The organism is Phormidium tenue FACHB-1050 (genome assembly GCF_014696925.1).
Classification (GTDB): Bacteria; Cyanobacteriota; Cyanobacteriia; order Pseudanabaenales; family Pseudanabaenaceae; genus Pseudanabaena.
On record NZ_JACJQY010000033.1, the window covers coordinates 19095 to 37045 of the forward strand.

The following is a 17951-nucleotide window of genomic DNA, read 5'->3' on the forward strand; positions in this document are numbered from 1 at the left end:
TTCCTCTAGCGAGGCTCGCAAGGAAAAACCAAATTATTTACTCAACATGGAGAAATATCTATGACCTACTTATTTCAGAAAGCAACGAAAGAAAACATCAAACTTCGCATGGCACTGTACGGACCACCAGGCTGTGGCAAAACCTACACTGCCCTGCAACTAGCATCAATATTGGGCAAAAAGATTGGACTGATTGATACCGAATATGGCTCTAGCCGTAAATATGCCAACCTGTTTGACTTCAAATCACTAGAACTAACCAAATTTGGTCCCAGCCAATATTACAACGCCATTGAAAGCGCCGAAGAATCAGGATTTGATTACCTAATTATCGACTCCCTATCCCATGCATGGTATGCCGAACTAGACGCAGTGGGAAGTGACGTGAGGAACTGGGCAAAAGTCCGTCCTATCGAACGCCAACTATGGGATAAAATCATCAGCTCAAGCTGTCACATCATTGCCACAATGAGATCGAAGATCGAGTATGACTTTAACACTGCTGAAGTTGGTGGCAAGCAGAAAATCACCAGTGTCCGCAAGATTGGCACAGCACCAATTCAAAAGGAAGGCAGCGAATATGAACTGGACATCTGTGGCTTACTAGATGACCAGAACACACTCACAATCTCCAAAAGCCGATGTCCCGAAATTAGTAATGGTATTTTTCCAAAACCAGGGAAGAAGTTTGCCGAAATGATTCAGACATGGCTTAGTGATGACACTCCAGCCAACAAAAATGCTTTTATCCCAGCGATCGCTGTACCTGTAAGTTCAGTTATCCAGCAACCACAGGTACAGCCTGAGCTAGCCGCCGTTGCCAGCAGCAATGGTCATGTATCTCAAATTGCTAGTACCAATGGTCATGTAGCAACAGCCGTGGAGACTAAGCCAATTGCCAATCCTCAAACTAATTCCAGCAAACCTGATAACCCCGCCAAAGCTGCTTTCAAAGCATTACTTGCCATTACCCAACAAAACATCAGCAAAGTGATTGAAGCTAGCATTGACCTATATGGAGCCGATGAAAGTGGCACAAAGCCAAAATTCAACAGTGAAAACATGACCGCTGAGCAGATCAAAGCCGTCTGTGAAGCACTGATGCGGGAATGGTTAGGGCTGAAAGGATACACCACCGAACTAGCCCAGAATCTGATCGACATTTCGACATCGCGGCATCCAGGACAATATGCCGCGATCGCCAAAGATATCGCCAACCAACTGGAATTCTAGCAAACACAAAAACAATAATTCTCTATCTAAATTGGATGAGAGAGTTATTGTTTTTTAAAGATACGCTATCGCGTAGAAGTCCGTGACCTGATTCCTAAATAGAAGGAAAAAACTCATGTGTAATTCTACTAATCTCGTAGTTCTCTCTGGCTATGTCGGCAACGTATCTGAAGTACGTCAAACTAAGACCAGCGGCAAAGACGTACTAGACTTCAGCCTCGCTGTACAGCCCAAACCTCGTCGCGACAATAATGGTAATTGGATCAACCAAGAACCGCTTTGGGTGAAGGTAGTCTGCTGGAATGGAACTGCGGAATATGCCGAAGAACGTGCAGAATCTGGACGCTTCGTCGAAGTTACGGGAGTTCTGACTCAGCCTGAAGAGTATAAGTCCAAGAAAGACAAGAAGCATCATGCGCGGACTGTGATTCATGCCCAATCTCTAAACTTCATTGATGTTGTGAAGAAGTCTGCCGAAGACGAAGAGTATCAAGAATCAACCCCTTTCTATGATGACTTCTAGTTGAACAAACAGAGAGCAATATTGCTCTCTGCTTTTTTTAGTCGCTATCGCTCAAGGCTCTTGACCAGCTAAGAAAAATAGAAATTAACTATGATTTACACTCACAAAGGCTATCAAGGTTTGCTATCGACTCGAACCACCCGTCGAGGAACCGAATGGGTAGCTCAAGCCAAGAGATATTCATTCAGCATCGAGCAGAAAGCATTCTTCCAATGGTGTGGTTTAGAATTGATTACTAGTTTTGACATTGAACAGACCAAACAACACTTTGTTGAGATTGTGGAATTATTCTTGCAAGAACATGAGGAAATATTCCCACTGTATCCCCGCCCAGAATTACCAGATGCGACTATTGAAGCAATTCTGGATGAGCGAGTATACCTGACAGTCAACAATAGCGGTAGACATCACACCGCCAAGTTTCGAGTGTTTACAGAAGAACGTCTGCGAGTATTCCCAGCACGTATCCCGATTCCCGTAGGCATCAAACCTAACGTGAAACCAAGATACAGGCAACTTGTTGCTTAATCGGCAATCTCTACAAAAAGTAAAATCTTCCTTGTGAAGGTTTTACTTTTTTGTCAAATCTATCTATTCAGTCAGGATGTAACCTGTCTTTTTGATGTCTGTTATTGAGTTATTGGCTTTAGATCCTGCATTGCGCTGATAGGCGATCGCACTTCGGAGGAGGTTGATGTTATAGTATTTCCTTGCTTTTTTTACATTATGTTTTGATTATTCTGGAGTTCTTTTAACATTGACACAGAGATGGGTAGCCCCTGCTTTAACAGAATTTCTAAGTATTCATTGCTAGTTTTGGGTTGCTTTTTTAAGCGTTGCCGACAAGTCTCAACTGCTGCCATAACTTTGAAAGGATTTAAGCCAATCAAATCGGCAATAAAATCATCTGGATGCTTTGCTGTGATTCCATACTGACTGATATTCAGATCGGGAAAATCTTTTAGATTAAAGGTGACAATAACATCAGCTTCAGCCACAATTGCTGCCGCCAGAATATGGCGATCGTTAGGATCGGGTAATGTTAAGGATGGAATTAGTTGTTCAAAATCAGTCACTAAACTGTCTCGAACTTGACTATTCATCAAATCTTTGACTTGATTTAGCTTTTCCTTTGTTAAATCAGGACGATTTTCGATGAGATTGCGAATCCATTCGTCATGGATTAAGTTAGTCCATTTAGCTCTAAAGAGATCGGCGATCGCTAATTGAATGAGAATATCTCTAAGATAGTTAGGATAAAGGACACAGGCATGTATATTACTGTAAACTTGCTAGTCATATAGTCCTAGCTCTTCAGATATTGCCACAATCTCATCTAAAACTTTGCTTCTAGCGGCATCAATATTGGTTTTGTATTCCATTAAGTCAGTAAAACGAACTCGGCGATGCTTGCCCACTTTGTGATAGGGAATTAAGCCTTCTTCTAGTTGTTTGATTAGGAAAGGACGTGAGACATTGATTAAATCTGCGGCTTCTTGGGTAGTGAGTTCGGCATGGATGGGAATGATTGTTACGGCGTTGCCTTGGGACATCTGGGTCAAAATGTCTATAAATAGGCGATAGGCTGCCGCAGGGATTGTGGCTGTTTCTTCACTGCCATCAGCTTCTACGATTTTGAGATGACAGACACCTTCGCTAATATGCGAAGCAAGAATACGGCTGCTTTCTTTAGAAATTTCGGTTTCTTCTTCGGTAGGAATGTGTAAAGACTGGGTTATGGCAACCATCGGGCAACCTCAGATAGTTTTGTATTTAGATTGCTTGAATTTTGCTTAAAGTCTAACATATTAAACGCAATAAACGAAATGATGATTGCCATGCAAGGCGATCGCACCATTTTTTACAAGTTGCAGTTAAACAATCATAATTTTATACTTCCAAAAAACTTAATAAAAACATTACTGCGAAGGTCAAGATAAATCGACTGAAAATTAAATAAGGCTAGCGCTCGTGCTGATGGAGAAAAACATAATTCCATTAGCGAAAAAGCCATGACCAACCCAGCAATCGACTTAGATAAAGACAGACTAAAGCTGTGCCTTGAAATATTGCCAGAAGCCGACTCAACCGAGAGAATGGTCATAATTTCTATTTGCCGAGAGCAGGGAATGCCCTTGATTCGGACGATAAGCTTGAATGAACTAGCACCAATCCCATTACCTTTAGCCGAGGTAATCCAAGCCTATGCCGCCAGTGAGTTGGCAAATCAAATCCCGACCATTGAAGAAGAAAACCTAGAACCGATCGCTATCACCAAGAGATCTTTAGTATCCTCAAAACCAGAACAGATGACCTTACTATGAGGGAAACAACAGTGAACTATAACATCAAGATTGAAGGACAGACAATTCCCGTACCACCTGAAATCGGCAGTAGCGATGAGCAAATTAGGGCAACTCTCAGCCTGTATTTTGAAGGAATCAAGAACTCGAAAATCGAAAGAACCGTGCAAGCCAACGGCGATATCCTTGTGGATGTCTGTAAACTCGCAGGGACAAAAGGCATAACATGAGCGAGACAGCGATCGCTAGTTTGATGAAAGCTCCAGAAGAAATCAACCCCTTGCTAGAGATACTCTGGGAAATTGAGAAGTACCAACAGCAAGGGACTCAATTAATCGAGCTAAGTGAAATCGGGTTAGAGGACTTTGACGAAACAAGCAAAGAATTACAAAAATATAGTCTATGCATTCAAAGGACAATCGACAACCTGAAAAAAGCTAGCCCGATCGCCGCGCCGATGACGATCCGAGGATTTTGAGAAAAATTAGAAGAGATCGCGCCAGTAGCCTATTACAAAGCCAAGGGACTAAGAGCAACATCAGTATAGTTATTGGAATAATTATTTAAGTTTAATTTCGTTATATTTACAGTTTTACTGTAACTGAAGCGTGAATAATCAAAATTAATGCTCATAGGCTAAAATTATGGGCTAAGAAAAGGTTAAAATCTCAGCCTATGAGTACTGTCACCCACGATATTGTCGCGAAGCTTTGGAATCTCTGTAACATCCTTAAGGATGACGGAGTCACTTACTATCAGTATGTGATTGAGCTTACTTATCTACTGTTTTTAAAAATGGCGAAAGAAACTAATACAGAGGATAAGCTTCCTGATGGTTATCGGTGGGATGATTTAAAGGCACAAGATGAGGATAATCGGCTTAAGTTTTATAAAAATATCCTGAGTCATATTGGTGTTTATGGCTCTCCACTGGCTAAAGAAATTTTTGGTGATGCTAACTCTTTGATTAGAAAAGCTACAACGCTTTTTATGTTAGTCGATGAAATAGATAAATTAGATTGGTACAGCACTAAGAAAGAAGAGTTAGGTGATGTATATGAGGGTTTGATAGAGAAAAATGCTAGTGAAACGAAATCTGGCGCGGGGCAGTACTTTACGCCTCGACCATTGATTGACAGTATGGTTCATCTAATGCGTCCTAGTCTAGAAGATATTATTCAAGATCCAGCATCAGGAACAGGCGGATTTTTGATTGCAGCTAATCGATATATTCAAGAACATAGCGATTCAAGTAAATGGACGGAGAGACAAAAGCGTAAGTATCGGTCTAATACGTTTTATGGGATGGAGATTAACCAAGATACCCATCGTTTAGCATTAATGAATTTAATGTTGCATGGATTGGATTTTGATCCCCAGGGTGCAGGTATCCATTATGGTGATACGCTTTCACTAAATGGAGAAAGTTTACCAAAAGCTTCTTTAATTTTGACAAATCCTCCATTTGGCAGCAAAAAAGGAGGGGGAATACCAGAGCGCTCAGATTTTCAATTTCCGACTAGTAACAAGCAGCTTTGTTTTTTACAGCATATTTATCTTGGGCTTAAGGCTGGTGGTCGTGCTGCTGTAGTTTTACCTGATAATGTATTGTTTGAAAATAATGTAGGAAAGTCAATTCGTACTGAATTGATGGATAAATGTAATCTTCATACCGTTTTGCGGTTACCATCTGGAATTTTTTATGCTCAGGGTGTAAAGACAAATGTATTATTTTTTACTCGTGGTAAAAAGGATAAAGGGAATACTAAAGAGGTTTGGGTATATGATTTACGATCAAATGTACCTTCATTTGGAAAACGGACATCTTTGATGCGATCGCATTTTTCTGAGTTTGAGCAAGCTTTTGGTGATGATGCTTTAGGCGATTCAATAAGTCTTGCTAAACGTGTTGATACTGGTGAAGACGGTCGTTTTAGAAGGTTTTCGCGTGATTGGATTACTGAACGTGGTGATAATTTGGATATTTCTTGGCTAAAAGATGAAAATGCAGATAATAATGGTGATTTACCTGAACCTGCAATTTTAGCTCAGGAGGCAATAAGCGAATTGGAGGCAGCATTGGGTGAATTGCGAGAAATTTTGAAAGAGTTAGGCACGGAAGTGTTTGTATGATTGTGGAGTTTAGAACTATGGAAAGCGCCAAAAAACCTCACCCTATTGGTCAAGATGATTTGCAAGTTACTGCGATCACTTTAGCAAACAATCTAACTCTAGTTACTCATAGCACACGAGAGGTTGAGAATGTGCAGGGATTGCAACTTGAAGATTGGGAGGTTGCGGTGTGATTAATATACCTTTGGGATGGTCAACAGCCACGATCTCAGATATTACTGAATATATATCTCGGGGTAAGCAGCCAAAGTATACTAATTATAGTACTCTTCCAGTTATCAACCAAAGAGCAATTCGGTGGACAGGAATTCAAAATGAATATCTAAAATATGTTGATCCTCTTCAATTTGATTTATGGGAACCAGAAAAATTTATTCAAGTTGGAGATATACTTTGGAATAGTACAGGTACTGGAACACTTGGAAGAGCATATTTGGTAACAGAGCGAGATTTAGAACCACCAAAAGTTGTAGATAGTCATGTCACAATACTTAGACCTAATAAGACTGCTATCGATCCACGATACCTATTCTTTTGGATTCAAAGCTCTGAAGTACAGGACAATATTGTAAGCTTTGCTACAGGGGCAACGAATCAAATTGAGCTTAGTAGAGCAGTGATCGCTTCTATAAGTATTCCAATTGCCCCTCTAAGTGAACAAAAAAGGATTGTTGATAAACTTGATTCGTTACTTGCACGAGTTGATGCTTGTCGTGATCGGCTTAATAGAGTATCAGTCATCATTAAAAATTTTCGCCAAGCAGTTCTTACTGCTGCAACATCTGGAAAACTGACTGAAGTTTGGAGAAATGATAATAAAAATACGGACTTAGATGATGATATAGACGAAGAATTAACTAAATTTAGCTTTGTAGATGAACATTGCTTTGGTGATTTTAGATTTCCGTCAAGCTGGAATATTTCTCCATTAGGAGGAATTTCAGAAATTGTTGGTGGAATTACGAAAGACTCAAAAAAGCAAGATCCAGCATATGAGGAGTTGCCATATTTGAGAGTTGCTAATGTGCAGCGAGGCTTCCTAGATTTGAAAGAGATAAAAACTATACGAGTACCCCAACAACGAGTTGAAAGATTTTTACTTAAGCGAGGTGATATTCTCTTTAACGAAGGTGGCGATATTGACAAACTGGGTAGAGGCTGGGTTTGGAACGAAGAAATTGAACGATGTACATTCCAGAATCATGTGTTTCGAGTTCGTCTTCATGATGAATCATTTGAACCTAAGTTTTTTTCTTGGTATGGTAATTTACGTGGAGCAGATTATTTTCTCTCGGTTGGGAAGCAAACAACTAATCTTGCATCTATCAATAAATCCCTCTTATCTGCGTTACCAGTAGTAATTCCACCTGTGGCAGAACAACAAGAAATAGTTCGTCGTGTTGACGAATTATTTGCATATGCAGATCTCATTGAATCTCGCTACCAAGAAGCTTTGCTAAAAGTAGAACAGTTAGTGCCTGTGATACTGAATAAAGCTTTTCGTGGTGAGTTAGTACCTCAAGATCCAGATGAAGAATCTGTTTCTGATCTTCTAGCAAGGATTCGTCATGAGAAAGTTCGTATCGATTTCGAGAAAAAAAATATACCCATTGTTCGACGCTCCACAAAAGCCAATAGAAAAGTTCTTATGAAACATTTATCAGATTATTCATCGGCTCTCAACTCTGCATTTAGCAACTTAGAAAATCAAGTAGATGCTCGTCAACTTTTTGATCAAGCTGGATTTAACTCCGAAGAGGTTGTACAGTTTTACGAAGGGATTCGTTCAATCCCAAAATTACTTATAGCTTTCAGGAAAACTAGACAAGAAAACTCTCCACAAGAACGAGTAGCAAAGGCTAAGAGCATAGATAAGGACATATCAAAGCAAGGACGTTTTCGATTACTAGAGCTTTGGTTAGAAGACTTTAAAAATCTGACTGACTATACAGTACGATTTGATCCTTCTCATGGCATAGATGTTGTACTCGGCTGGAATGGAACAGGTAAATCGAACCTTTTTGAAGCATTAGTTATCATTTTTCGAGATTTACATAAATGGTGGGAAAAGAATCAGTGGACAGATAAGCCAATGAAAGGCTATCGGCTGCGTTATTTAATCAACGAGAAAATCATTGAGATTCTTTGGCAACCCCAAGAGATGAAACGTCCAAAGTTAAGGGTAGTGACATTTAAAGACGGCATAGAGGAATTAGATAAATTTCAAAATCTTACTCGTGATAAGCTTCCACTGCCTCGATTTATCTTTGGTTATTATTCAGGTCCAACGAATAGATTAGCTGAACATTTTTTGCCTATGAAGCAAGATCACTACAATCGCTTACGAGATGCAACATCCGATGATCCAACAACTCTTGCTAATCTTTTAGAAAAGCGCCGTTTCTTCTGCGCCGAAAACCATCATGCAAAATATGTGCTGCTTGCCTTTTTTCATAAAGAAGATCCAGCTATTAATCAATTTCTTGAAGACCGACTACGAATTGTTGGGTTTGAGTCGGCATTATTTGTTATTCGTAAACCTCGATGGGCAAAAAAAGGGCAATCTGCTGAAGATTTTTGGGGTGCGCGGGGTGTCATGCGCCGTGTTATGGAGCGATTAAGGCAATTTGCTATTGCGCCAATGGTAGTTGAACAGACTGTAAGCGAGGGGTATAACTCAAGGCGTGAAGATCATTACTACTTTTTTCTACCTGACTTACAGAGCCTACACGCTTTTGCTGCCGAATATCAAGATGCTCGAACATTCTTTATTGCTCTTGAAAGTACAGACTTCTCAGAGTTGATATATGACGTAAAAATTCAGGTTCGGGTACAATCAACTAAAACAGAGCAAGTAGCAATTACATTTCATGAGTTAAGTGAAGGTGAGCAGCAACTACTTATGGTATTAGGCTTAATGCGCTTTACAAAATCCCATCAATCATTAGTACTACTTGATGAACCAGATACACATCTCAATCCTCATTGGAGTGTAGACTATCTGAAATTACTAACTCGTGTAATGAGTGAGAGTAATAGTGATTCAGAAGAGCAACAAACAAGCCAAATTCTTATGTCCACTCATGATCCTTTAGTTATTGCAAGTCTCCTTAAAGAGCAAATTCATTTACTTAAACGAGATTGGCAAACTGGTATTTGTAAATGGGAGCAGCCCACAGTAAACCCACGCGGACTTGGATTCACTGGCATTCTTACAAGTGAAATGTTTGGTATGCGAAGTGATCTAGATGAGGAAACACTTGCAGACTTAGATACTAAAGTTCGCATTGTTGCTAAGGAAGATAATTTAACTCCAGAAGATGTACTAGAACTTGAGGAAATCAATAAACGGCTAGAAGATGCTGGATTTCAAAAAGCATTCAGCGACCCTTATTATGCCGCTTTTATAAAGGCTTGGGGACAAAGACATAGAGACTTTATGGCGGGAGTTCAATTTGTCAATCCCGAACAACAACAAGAAATTGATCGGATTGCTCGTCAAGTTCTAGAAGAGGTTTTAGCAGAATTACAATCAGAGGGTGTTAACTAATGCGTTGGGTTGATATAGATCAATTAGAGATTCCAGATGGATGGCAAGCACGAGCTGATAATGCTCTTAATGATTTGAGAAAAGAAATACATAAAGCTGAGCAAGATGCCAAGTCTAATGGAGGAGATGTTTTTGCTGCTAGAAAAAAAGTGATTTCAGAAGAATTAGACAAAAGTTCACGCACACAAATTTGGCGCGATTTAGCCCCAAATCTAGCTGAACTTCATAATGGTAAATGTTGGTATTCAGAAAGCTTAAATTCAGGATCTGATAAGAATGTTGATCATTTTCGTCCAAAGAAGCGTGTAGCTGAAGATTCCAGTCATGAGGGATATTGGTGGCTTGCTTTCGATTGGCATAACTACCGTTACTCTTGTCAGTGGTGCAATCAGCGTCGAATAAGTCGAATAGATACTACAGATGGGGGGAAGTGGGATTATTTCCCTGTTTTTGGGCATTTTAGAGCTATGCAAGAGTCGGATAAACTTGAGATGGAAGAAGTATGTTTACTTGATCCCGTTGATCCTGATGATTGGAAACTTCTTACATTTCGATCTGATGGTATGCCTACTCCTTCAAGTTCTATAGGCACAAAAGAATACGAAAGAGCTGCGCTTTCAATTAAAATATTTCACCTTGACTATAAAGAATTTGTCGATGCTCGTAGGGCTTTGGCGGGGAAAGTTCAAAGATTAGTTCAAAATATGGAGATGCTTTTCCCTAAAATCACAGATCTAAGCATGAGATGTCTTTATAAAAATCAACAGAAAGAACTTCTTAGATTGATTAGTCATAGTTCTGAGTATTCAGCCGCAGCATTAGCTTATGCAAAAGCTGAAGTCTATAAAATTGAACGAGGACATCAAGTAAAACGCTTATGGCTTGAACAAATTTTGAACTCAAATTCGTAAGCGCTAGTATAAGTTATGTAATTATCAATTTGTTGAAAGTAAAATGAGATAGAAAGATCAAAAAAACATTAAGTTTAAAATTCTATTCCATAATGAGGAGAAGTGAATGAGTAAGCAGAAAATAGATAAAAAGAAGCCCTCAAGAGTAATGCCCGATGTATCAGAGTATATCAGGCTGTACAAAGAAGAAAACTACCCGATTCGAGACATAGCAAAACACTATCAGGTATCGGTTTCGACGGTATATAACGCAATGATCGCATCAGGGTTTAGTGAATTTAGACCCAAACATGCGCGAATGAGCCACACGAGGATGTCAAAAGAAGAACAGGCGATCGCCTTATACCAAACAGGATTGACAAGGACAGCCGTAGTCCACAAGCTCAATATCTCAGCTAAGACCCTCAACCAAGTCCTAGAAAAGCATGGAATCCCCATTCGTCGAGGGATCGATTTAGTCACCTCCGCCAATCGCGCCGCCCAGTATCACAAAGCCTATAACGATCACCACTTAACCCTAAGAGAAACCGCAGAACTATTTGGAGTCTCCCACCCAATTATCCTGCGAGAACTCAAGCGCAATGGCTACCCAATTAGGCAGAGCGTAGACTCCAAAAATCGTCCCACCTTTAAGCTAAAACACAAACTGGGAGGCATAGTAGGCTTACCCACACCGAAACTAACACCCAAACAAAAAGAGCGTCGTCAGATCTTGATGCGGATCAGGCAGAGACGCGAAGATAACCAAAAACTCAAGCGCCTTAAGAACTACAACCGTGCCAAAGAATATTGGCAACTGATAAATGAAGGCGGGTTAGACTTTGAGGAAGTGGGTAAACTATTTGACCTGTCAGGTAAAACCATAGAACGGGTAATTGTCCGAGCAGGAATCGACATTTCCGAAATAGCCCGCAGAGAAAAAGCCGCCGCCTTCAAAGAAGAACAAGCGATCGCCCAGAAATATTGGGAGCTATATAGCAAGCCAATGAGCCTAGACGAAGTGGGAGCAGTCTTTGGTCTTAGCGATTCCACGATCCGAGCCATGTTACTAAGACATGGGTATGAAATCAGGAAGCGAGGAAGAATTGAGAACAGCGATCGCAATCAGTCGAAGCCGAGGCAGCCAAAACCCAGAAAAATCAAGCAACCAGAAGCTATCCCAGCCAAAACAATAGAGGCGACGGGACAAGCATTAAATTTGCTAATTTCAAATATAAAGGTCAAGGAATCTGCATTGTAACTAAGCCAGATAGTAAATGTTACTGATTTTTAAAAACAAAATAATCAAGTCATTGGCTATAGTGTTTTTTTGATCAAGGATTTGTTTTAATCAAGCGTCAAATTTTGTAGAGCGATCGCCAGAGCATCTTGCAGTTTAAGGGATAAGAATTTAATTTGCTAATTGAAAACATCCAAATCAACTTTCTGAGATGGATTTAGAGAAAGAATACATGAATGCTTACACATCTAAAAGCATCGTTTTTCTAAAGCTTGAAATTGAGACGATCGCACAATCAAGATAACCAGTAGAGCAGGGAATAAAGCCATCCGAGCGAGTAGACTTATGGCAACGATCGCATATTCCATAGAGACAGTTCCCATTCTTGCCTGTTGAATGAGAACGATCGCTAAAACTAAACTGAGTCCGCCTAGCAATTGCAGAGATTTCTTACTGGGACGATCTACTTTTGCTAGTTTTAGTGGTTGGCGTAGCCATCTGACCAACCATGCAGCCGATCTAGTCCCAACGCTTAAAATTACACTGGGATAAATCAGTTCGGGCAAAAAGAGAAGGGAAAGCTGCCAACTAGGAACAAGTCCATTGCTATAGACAGGAAATATAGCCGCATTCAATTCTTGAACCCTCGAATAAATCATCGCCACAGGAAGTTGGACAAGGAACTGAGGTAATCCTAATAAATATGCAGGATGGGTCAAAAACTCTTGCCAACGCATGACAAGGGAGACGATCGCGTAGGCTATCAGGATAGTACCAACATAAAGTCCGCACAGTTGCAAAAATGATGTCAGTTTCTTTGGTTGATTGATGGCATAGGTACTGATAGGCAAAACTGCTGCCACTAGAAAGACTAAACTGGTTGCCATTCTGCTAGGTATCGCTCCCATCATACCCAAACAGAGAAAAATCGCAGCGATCGCCACCATTGCCACCGTTAATAAGCGCAATTTTGTCCTTAAGAAATTAAGCTCACGTAGACCATAACCAATACTTAAAACTGAACCGATGAAGATTAGAAACCATCCCCACATGACAAATGGCATCGTTAAAAGTACCAACCTCTCAGTTAAACCAAAAGCTTTCACAGCCCAAACTACAGCTTCTTGAATTAAGGTGGGGTCAAAAGGCTCAATCAAATGGTTAGAGGTACTGGAAATGACCAGTTTTCTGGCGGAACCATTTTGAAAATCTCCTTTGAGTTGAAATTCCTGAGTTGCTTCACCAGTTCCCTGTAGTAAAGTTTCGCGCATGGCTGCGGGACTATGCAGCTCTTCGTACAATCCAATACCCATTAAGAGGTTAGCAGGGCTTGTGCGGCTAATCTCCGCACTCATACCGAGGGCGATGGTAACGCGAATTTGATCTGAACTTGCTGTTTCTGAACCAAAGGCGATCGCTGTGGCGGCTCCCATGGAATGACCGCCCATGCCAAAATGTAATCGGTCAAAGCGTTCGGGATGTTGTTTTACATAATCAAATACCACACCTGCATCCTTGAGATTTTCTTCTGAGCTAAATGGTCTGGCATAGGATTCTCCAAATCCGCCAGCATCAAAGGCTATAGCGGCAATACCTTGTCGGGCTAGTTCTACTGCAAGTGGTTCCATCATTTCTTTAGAAGAGCTTACGCCATGCCAGAGAATGATCGTGGGATAGGGAGTTTTTGTTTGATTGGGAATATATAGCCTGCCGACAAGGGGACGATCTCGATCTCGTTTTAGGTTAATTGTTTCGGTGGCGATATTATGAGGATAAAAGCTCTGATGGAGCAATAACCCAGCAATCAAGGCGATCGCTCCCAGCCAAATACCCAGTTTGCTAAAAATAAACTTCGCTCTTTGCATATTCTCTACAATTCCCCTCTAAGGGAAATAGCCCATACTGAGCCACACTATACCTGTTAGCAATAATCTATCTAACTCTTTACATGAAACTTCATCACTAGCAATCAGGATTACGGCTCGGCAAACTTTGCTAAACGTTTCGCGAGATAAGTATATCTATGCCGATCGCTAACTTGTCTGACCGCCAGCCCGATCGCCTTCGACTCCCCGACAATGATGGCAAGCTTTCGCGCACGAGTCAGCCCAGTGTAGAAAAGATTACGAGAAAGCATCAGAAAATGCTGCATAAACAGAGGCATAATCACCACAGGATATTCGCTGCCCTGTGCCTTATGGATTGTCGTCGCTCTAGCAAGAGCAATCTCATTGAGATCGGCGTAATCATAGACCACTTGCCGATCGCCAAATACAACCGTGACTTCCCGCTCCTCCAAATCCACACCCGTAATCGAACCAATGTCCCCATTGAACACCTCACGGTTATAGTCATTCACCTGCTGCATAATGCGATCGCCCAGACGAAAGATCGTATTGCCATACTTGAGTTCAGGCTTCATGGCATCAGGCGGATTGAGTAACTGTTGCAGTACAGCATTGAGATTGCGCGTACCCACATCACCTCTAGTCATCGGACAGAGAACCTGCATATCTTGCTGAGGGTCAAAGCCCAGACTCGGTAACAACTCCGTAATAATGTCACAAATACCCTGCTGACCCGCTTCAGCATTAGGCATTTCTAACCAGAGGCAATCGGATTGGGGCTGGTTAGAGACTTTTTCCATGTTTGGAAACTTACCCGTATTGATACGGTGAGCATTCTGGATGATTTGACTTGCCTGAGCCTGACGAAATACCTCAGTGAGGGTGATTACAGGGACTTGCTGAGAATCAATTAAATCTTTGAGAACATTACCTGCCCCGACACTAGGAAGTTGATCGGTATCCCCGACAAGAAGCAGTTGAGCGCCCAAGGGAATCGCCTTCACCAGAGAAAAAGCCAGAAATAGATCCAACATTGAGGCTTCATCAATGGCGATCGCTTGAGCGGTCAGAGGATATTCCTGATTACGTTTAAAGCCCATTGATTTTGGGTCAAACTCTAGAAAACGGTGAATTGTCTTAGCTTCACAGCCCGTGACTTCCTGTAATCGTTGAGCCGCCCGACCCGTCGGCGAAGCGAGAGCAATCTCCTTACCCATCGCTTTCCAGAGTGCGACAATCGTGCGGGTGGTGGTAGTCTTTCCTGTCCCCGGTCCACCTGTGAGAATAAGTACCGACGAAGTTGCCGCCATTTCCACGGCTTCGCGTTGTTTGGGAGAGAGTTGGATATTTCTTTGGGTGGTGTAGCGATCGATCCAAGCCTTGACTCGTTCAGGATCTGGATGATGTTTGTGTTGCAATAATTGATAAACCCGTTCGGCTAAATTTTGTTCGGTGTGAAAATAAGTTGGCTTATAGCAGATGAACTCTCCTTGTAAACCTTGCATCACCAAGCGATCATTGATAGAGAGACTTAGAACAATTTTAGAGATAGTTTCAGGATCTGGCTGATAGTCTTCGATGGCAAGCAGTTTAATCGCTTTCTCTTCTAGTTCAGGGCGCGGTAAATAGCAATGACCATCTTCGGCAGCTTCTCCTAAACAGTGGAAGATTCCCGCAATGCTGCGAAACTCTGAACTAACTTCAATGCCAATATTCCGAGCAATCTGATCGGCAGTAAAGAAACCAATGCCATAGATATCTGTTGCTAGTTGATAGGGATTTTCGGAAACTGTCTGAATGGAATCATTGCCATAGTGCTTGAAAATCTTGACTGCATAGGTGGTGGATACTCCATGTCCTTGTAGGAATACCATGACCTCCTTAATTGCCTTTTGCGTTTCCCAAGCAGTTTTGATCATCTTCACCCGTTTCTTGGCAATGCCAGGAACTTCAATGAGACGGTCAATCTCATTTTCAATAATGTCAAGGGTATCTAAGCCAAAATGAGTGACGATACGTTTAGCAGTGACTGGTCCCACGCCTTTAATCAAACCACTGCCCAGATATTTCTCAATTCCCGTAATCGTGGCGGGTTTAGTTTCACGGTATTGAGTGACTTGGAATTGGTCGCCAAACTTGGGATGCGATCGCCATGTGCCTTCTAGGGCAAGAGTCTGTCCTGCTTGGATATTGGCAAAGTTACCGACTACGGTGATTAAGTCTTGAGCCTTGGGGACTTTTAGCCGCGCTACGGTATAGCCTGTCTCTTCGGAGTGAAAGGTGAGGCGTTCGATGATGCCTTGGAGGTAGTCGATGTTGTCAGGCATAAGCCAAAGGGATGGATAAATGTAGCGATCGCTTTACCATTATTGGCTAAAAACGTGGAAGTACCATAATTGATTGGTGAGGGAGATATCATCCTTGTGGAGTAAGGCACGAATCACATAGCGATCGCAATTTTACCCATTACCTGACGCTGTTCAAGTGCAGAAATCGCAGTGGGAACTTCGCTCAAGTTATATCGTTGAGAAATGAAGGGAGAGATTTTGCCAGATTCAAGGAGATTACTCAAAATGGTGAGATCCTTCTGATTGGGTTTTGAAGATAGACATTTGACATTGCGTCGGCTGATTTTTGAAATCAAAGCTCCAAAGAACATTATTTGAAAGAGTCGCATAATAGAACCACCGACTAGAACGTAACTTCCATGACTACTCAATATAGGTAAATAGTGGAAGACAGAGCGATAAGCGGCAGCATCCAAAATTAGGTCGTAACGCTCTCCACTTTTAGTGACATCTACTTGTGTGTAATCGATGACGTGATCAGCACCGAGCGATTGTACCATCGCCATTTTTTTAGTACTACATAGAGCAGTCACCTCAGCACCAAATGCTTTGGCAATCTGCACTGCAAACGAACCTACGCCCCCCGATGCACCATTAATCAACACCTTCTGTCCTGATTGGATCTGTCCCAAGTCACGCAATCCTTGTAAAGCGGCAAGAGCAGCAGCAGGAACGGTAGCTGCTTTCTCAAATGAGGTGTTGCTAGGTTTTAAGACTAAGGCGGATTCATCGGCGCAGACATACTCGGCAAATGCCCCGAAACCACATCCAGAGATGTCACCAAAGACCTCATCATTAATCTGAAACTGGGTGACATCTTTACCTACAGCCTCAACTCGTCCTGCCACGTCCATACCAAGGGTCTTGATTTTGGGCTTAAGTATGCCGCCAAACATTAGTCTGCTTAGGAAAGGTGTACCGCGCATAAGATGCCAGTCACCAGAATTGACAGAGGCAGCCTGAACTTTTATCAGCACACCTTTGTCCGTAACTACAGGCTTATCAACTTCTTGCAGACTCAACATATCTGTTGAGCCATAATTGCTCTGAGAGATTGCTTTCATACTATTATTTACTTTATAATGACTTACAGCGTAAGTATAACTTACGCTGTAAGTTTGTCAAGATCGCAAGCAGATTGGATTGCTATATGTGAATCTTGGGATTAGCTGCGTCCATACTCAGTAGCAACAAGAAAAAGCTTAAATAGTTCAAATAGTGTAGATGACTAAACCAACCAACTCAGATCCCTTGTCCCATATACCATTGAGTCGGGAACGGATTTTACGTGCTGCCATAGACTTGGCTGACAAGGATGGTATTGAGTCACTCTCAATGCGGAAACTTGCACAGGAAATGGGTGTTAAAGCGATGTCACTGTATAACCATGTCACTAACAAAGATGACATGCTAGATAGCATTGTTGATATTGTAGTTAGCGAGATTGAGTTACCTAAGATTGGCGGTGATTGGAGAGACGCGATGCGGCGGCGGGCGATATCGGCGTATAAAATTCTGTTGCGACACCCTTGGGCGGCGATGGCATTGATGTCACGGATGAATGTTGGTTCTGCCATGTTGAAATATATCGATATGACTCTGGGCTGTCTGTATGAAGCGGGATTTTCCTTCGAGATGGCGGATCATGCTACAAATGTGATTGATAGTTATATTTATGGGTTCACTCTTCAAAAACTAAACTTTCCAATTAATGAGTCAGATTATTCTGAAGCGGCGGTGCAGGGTCTTCCAATTATTCCTGCTGATAAATATCCCTATCTCAACAAACTTACACATCAAGTTATAGAGGGAAGCTATGACGGTATTCATAACTTTGGGTTTGGACTAGAGTTAATTCTTAATGGATTGGAACCAATTTAAGAA

17 protein-coding genes are annotated in these 17951 nt (G+C 41.5%); 12 read left to right on the plus strand and 5 right to left on the minus strand.

Annotated features, from left to right (window positions below; genetic code table 11):
* Positions 1-60: 60 nt before the first annotated feature.
* From H6G05_RS17705 to H6G05_RS17715, 3 genes are all read left to right on the plus strand, one after another.
* Entirely contained in the window at positions 61-1233 is a 1173-nt protein-coding gene (locus H6G05_RS17705) for an AAA family ATPase (protein ID WP_190579894.1), read from the plus strand.
* 115 nt (positions 1234-1348) lie between these two features.
* Positions 1349-1756, plus strand: a complete 408-nt coding sequence (locus H6G05_RS17710) for a single-stranded DNA-binding protein (protein WP_190579896.1) — start codon at positions 1349-1351, stop codon at positions 1754-1756.
* 90 nt (positions 1757-1846) lie between these two features.
* Complete coding sequence (locus tag H6G05_RS17715; protein WP_190579898.1) at positions 1847-2284, plus strand: hypothetical protein; 438 nt, start codon at positions 1847-1849, stop codon at positions 2282-2284.
* A 191-nt stretch (positions 2285-2475) separates the two neighbouring features.
* Here the strand turns inward: H6G05_RS17715 and H6G05_RS17720 are convergent, their stop codons facing one another.
* Together H6G05_RS17720 and H6G05_RS17725 are read right to left on the minus strand one after the other, a co-directional pair.
* Positions 2476-3033 carry a PIN domain-containing protein gene (locus H6G05_RS17720; RefSeq protein WP_322096392.1) on the minus strand — a complete coding sequence of 186 codons (558 nt, stop codon included), beginning with the start codon at positions 3031-3033 and terminating at the stop codon, positions 2476-2478.
* A 15-nt stretch (positions 3034-3048) separates the two neighbouring features.
* Positions 3049-3504 carry a helix-turn-helix domain-containing protein gene (locus H6G05_RS17725; RefSeq protein WP_190579899.1) on the minus strand — a complete coding sequence of 152 codons (456 nt, stop codon included), beginning with the start codon at positions 3502-3504 and terminating at the stop codon, positions 3049-3051.
* Positions 3505-3768: 264 nt separating this feature from the next.
* On the opposite strand from H6G05_RS17725, the gene H6G05_RS17730 reads away from it, so the two are divergent.
* The 8 genes from H6G05_RS17730 (at position 3769) to H6G05_RS17765 (ending at position 11893) form a co-directional block, all read left to right on the plus strand.
* Positions 3769-4080 carry a hypothetical protein gene (locus tag H6G05_RS17730; RefSeq protein WP_190579901.1) on the plus strand — a complete coding sequence of 104 codons (312 nt, stop codon included), beginning with the start codon at positions 3769-3771 and terminating at the stop codon, positions 4078-4080.
* Positions 4077-4289: a hypothetical protein gene (locus H6G05_RS17735; RefSeq protein ID WP_190579904.1), complete on the plus strand. Its 213-nt coding sequence runs from the start codon at positions 4077-4079 to the stop codon at positions 4287-4289. Before H6G05_RS17730 ends, H6G05_RS17735 begins: the two co-directional genes overlap by 4 nt.
* On the plus strand, positions 4286-4537 hold the full coding sequence (locus tag H6G05_RS17740; RefSeq protein ID WP_190579906.1) for a hypothetical protein: 252 nt from the start codon (positions 4286-4288) through the stop codon (positions 4535-4537). Before H6G05_RS17735 ends, H6G05_RS17740 begins: the two co-directional genes overlap by 4 nt.
* 197 nt (positions 4538-4734) lie before the next feature.
* Positions 4735-6192 carry a class I SAM-dependent DNA methyltransferase gene (locus H6G05_RS17745; RefSeq protein WP_190579908.1) on the plus strand — a complete coding sequence of 486 codons (1458 nt, stop codon included), beginning with the start codon at positions 4735-4737 and terminating at the stop codon, positions 6190-6192.
* A gap of 17 nt (positions 6193-6209) precedes the next feature.
* Positions 6210-6365, plus strand: coding sequence for a PIN domain-containing protein (locus tag H6G05_RS17750; protein ID WP_190579910.1), 156 nt, complete (start codon positions 6210-6212; stop codon positions 6363-6365).
* Positions 6362-9742 (plus strand): restriction endonuclease subunit S, encoded by a 3381-nt coding sequence (locus tag H6G05_RS17755; protein ID WP_190579912.1) that lies wholly within the window; start codon positions 6362-6364, stop codon positions 9740-9742. The genes H6G05_RS17750 and H6G05_RS17755 overlap by 4 nt, the downstream gene beginning before the upstream one ends.
* Positions 9742-10653, plus strand: a complete 912-nt coding sequence (locus tag H6G05_RS17760; RefSeq protein ID WP_190579914.1) for an HNH endonuclease family protein — start codon at positions 9742-9744, stop codon at positions 10651-10653. The genes H6G05_RS17755 and H6G05_RS17760 overlap by 1 nt, the downstream gene beginning before the upstream one ends.
* 106 nt (positions 10654-10759) lie before the next feature.
* On the plus strand, positions 10760-11893 hold the full coding sequence (locus tag H6G05_RS17765; RefSeq protein ID WP_190579916.1) for a helix-turn-helix domain-containing protein: 1134 nt from the start codon (positions 10760-10762) through the stop codon (positions 11891-11893).
* A 227-nt stretch (positions 11894-12120) separates the two neighbouring features.
* On the opposite strand, the gene H6G05_RS17770 is transcribed toward H6G05_RS17765, so the two are convergent.
* The 3 genes from H6G05_RS17770 to H6G05_RS17780 all read right to left on the minus strand — a co-directional run bounded on the left by H6G05_RS17770 (position 12121) and on the right by H6G05_RS17780 (position 17131).
* Positions 12121-13737, minus strand: a complete 1617-nt coding sequence (locus tag H6G05_RS17770) for an alpha/beta hydrolase (protein ID WP_190579918.1) — start codon at positions 13735-13737, stop codon at positions 12121-12123.
* 110 nt (positions 13738-13847) lie between these two features.
* A complete protein-coding gene (gene recD2 / locus H6G05_RS17775) occupies positions 13848-16046 on the minus strand; it encodes an SF1B family DNA helicase RecD2 (RefSeq protein WP_190579920.1) in 2199 nt (732 codons plus the stop codon).
* Between the two features lie 113 nt (positions 16047-16159).
* Complete coding sequence (locus H6G05_RS17780) at positions 16160-17131, minus strand: NAD(P)-dependent alcohol dehydrogenase (RefSeq protein WP_190579922.1); 972 nt, start codon at positions 17129-17131, stop codon at positions 16160-16162.
* Between the two features lie 160 nt (positions 17132-17291).
* Between H6G05_RS17780 and H6G05_RS17785 the strand changes: the two genes are divergently transcribed.
* On the plus strand, positions 17292-17948 hold the full coding sequence (locus H6G05_RS17785; RefSeq protein WP_190579924.1) for a TetR/AcrR family transcriptional regulator C-terminal domain-containing protein: 657 nt from the start codon (positions 17292-17294) through the stop codon (positions 17946-17948).
* Positions 17949-17951: the final 3 nt, after the last annotated feature.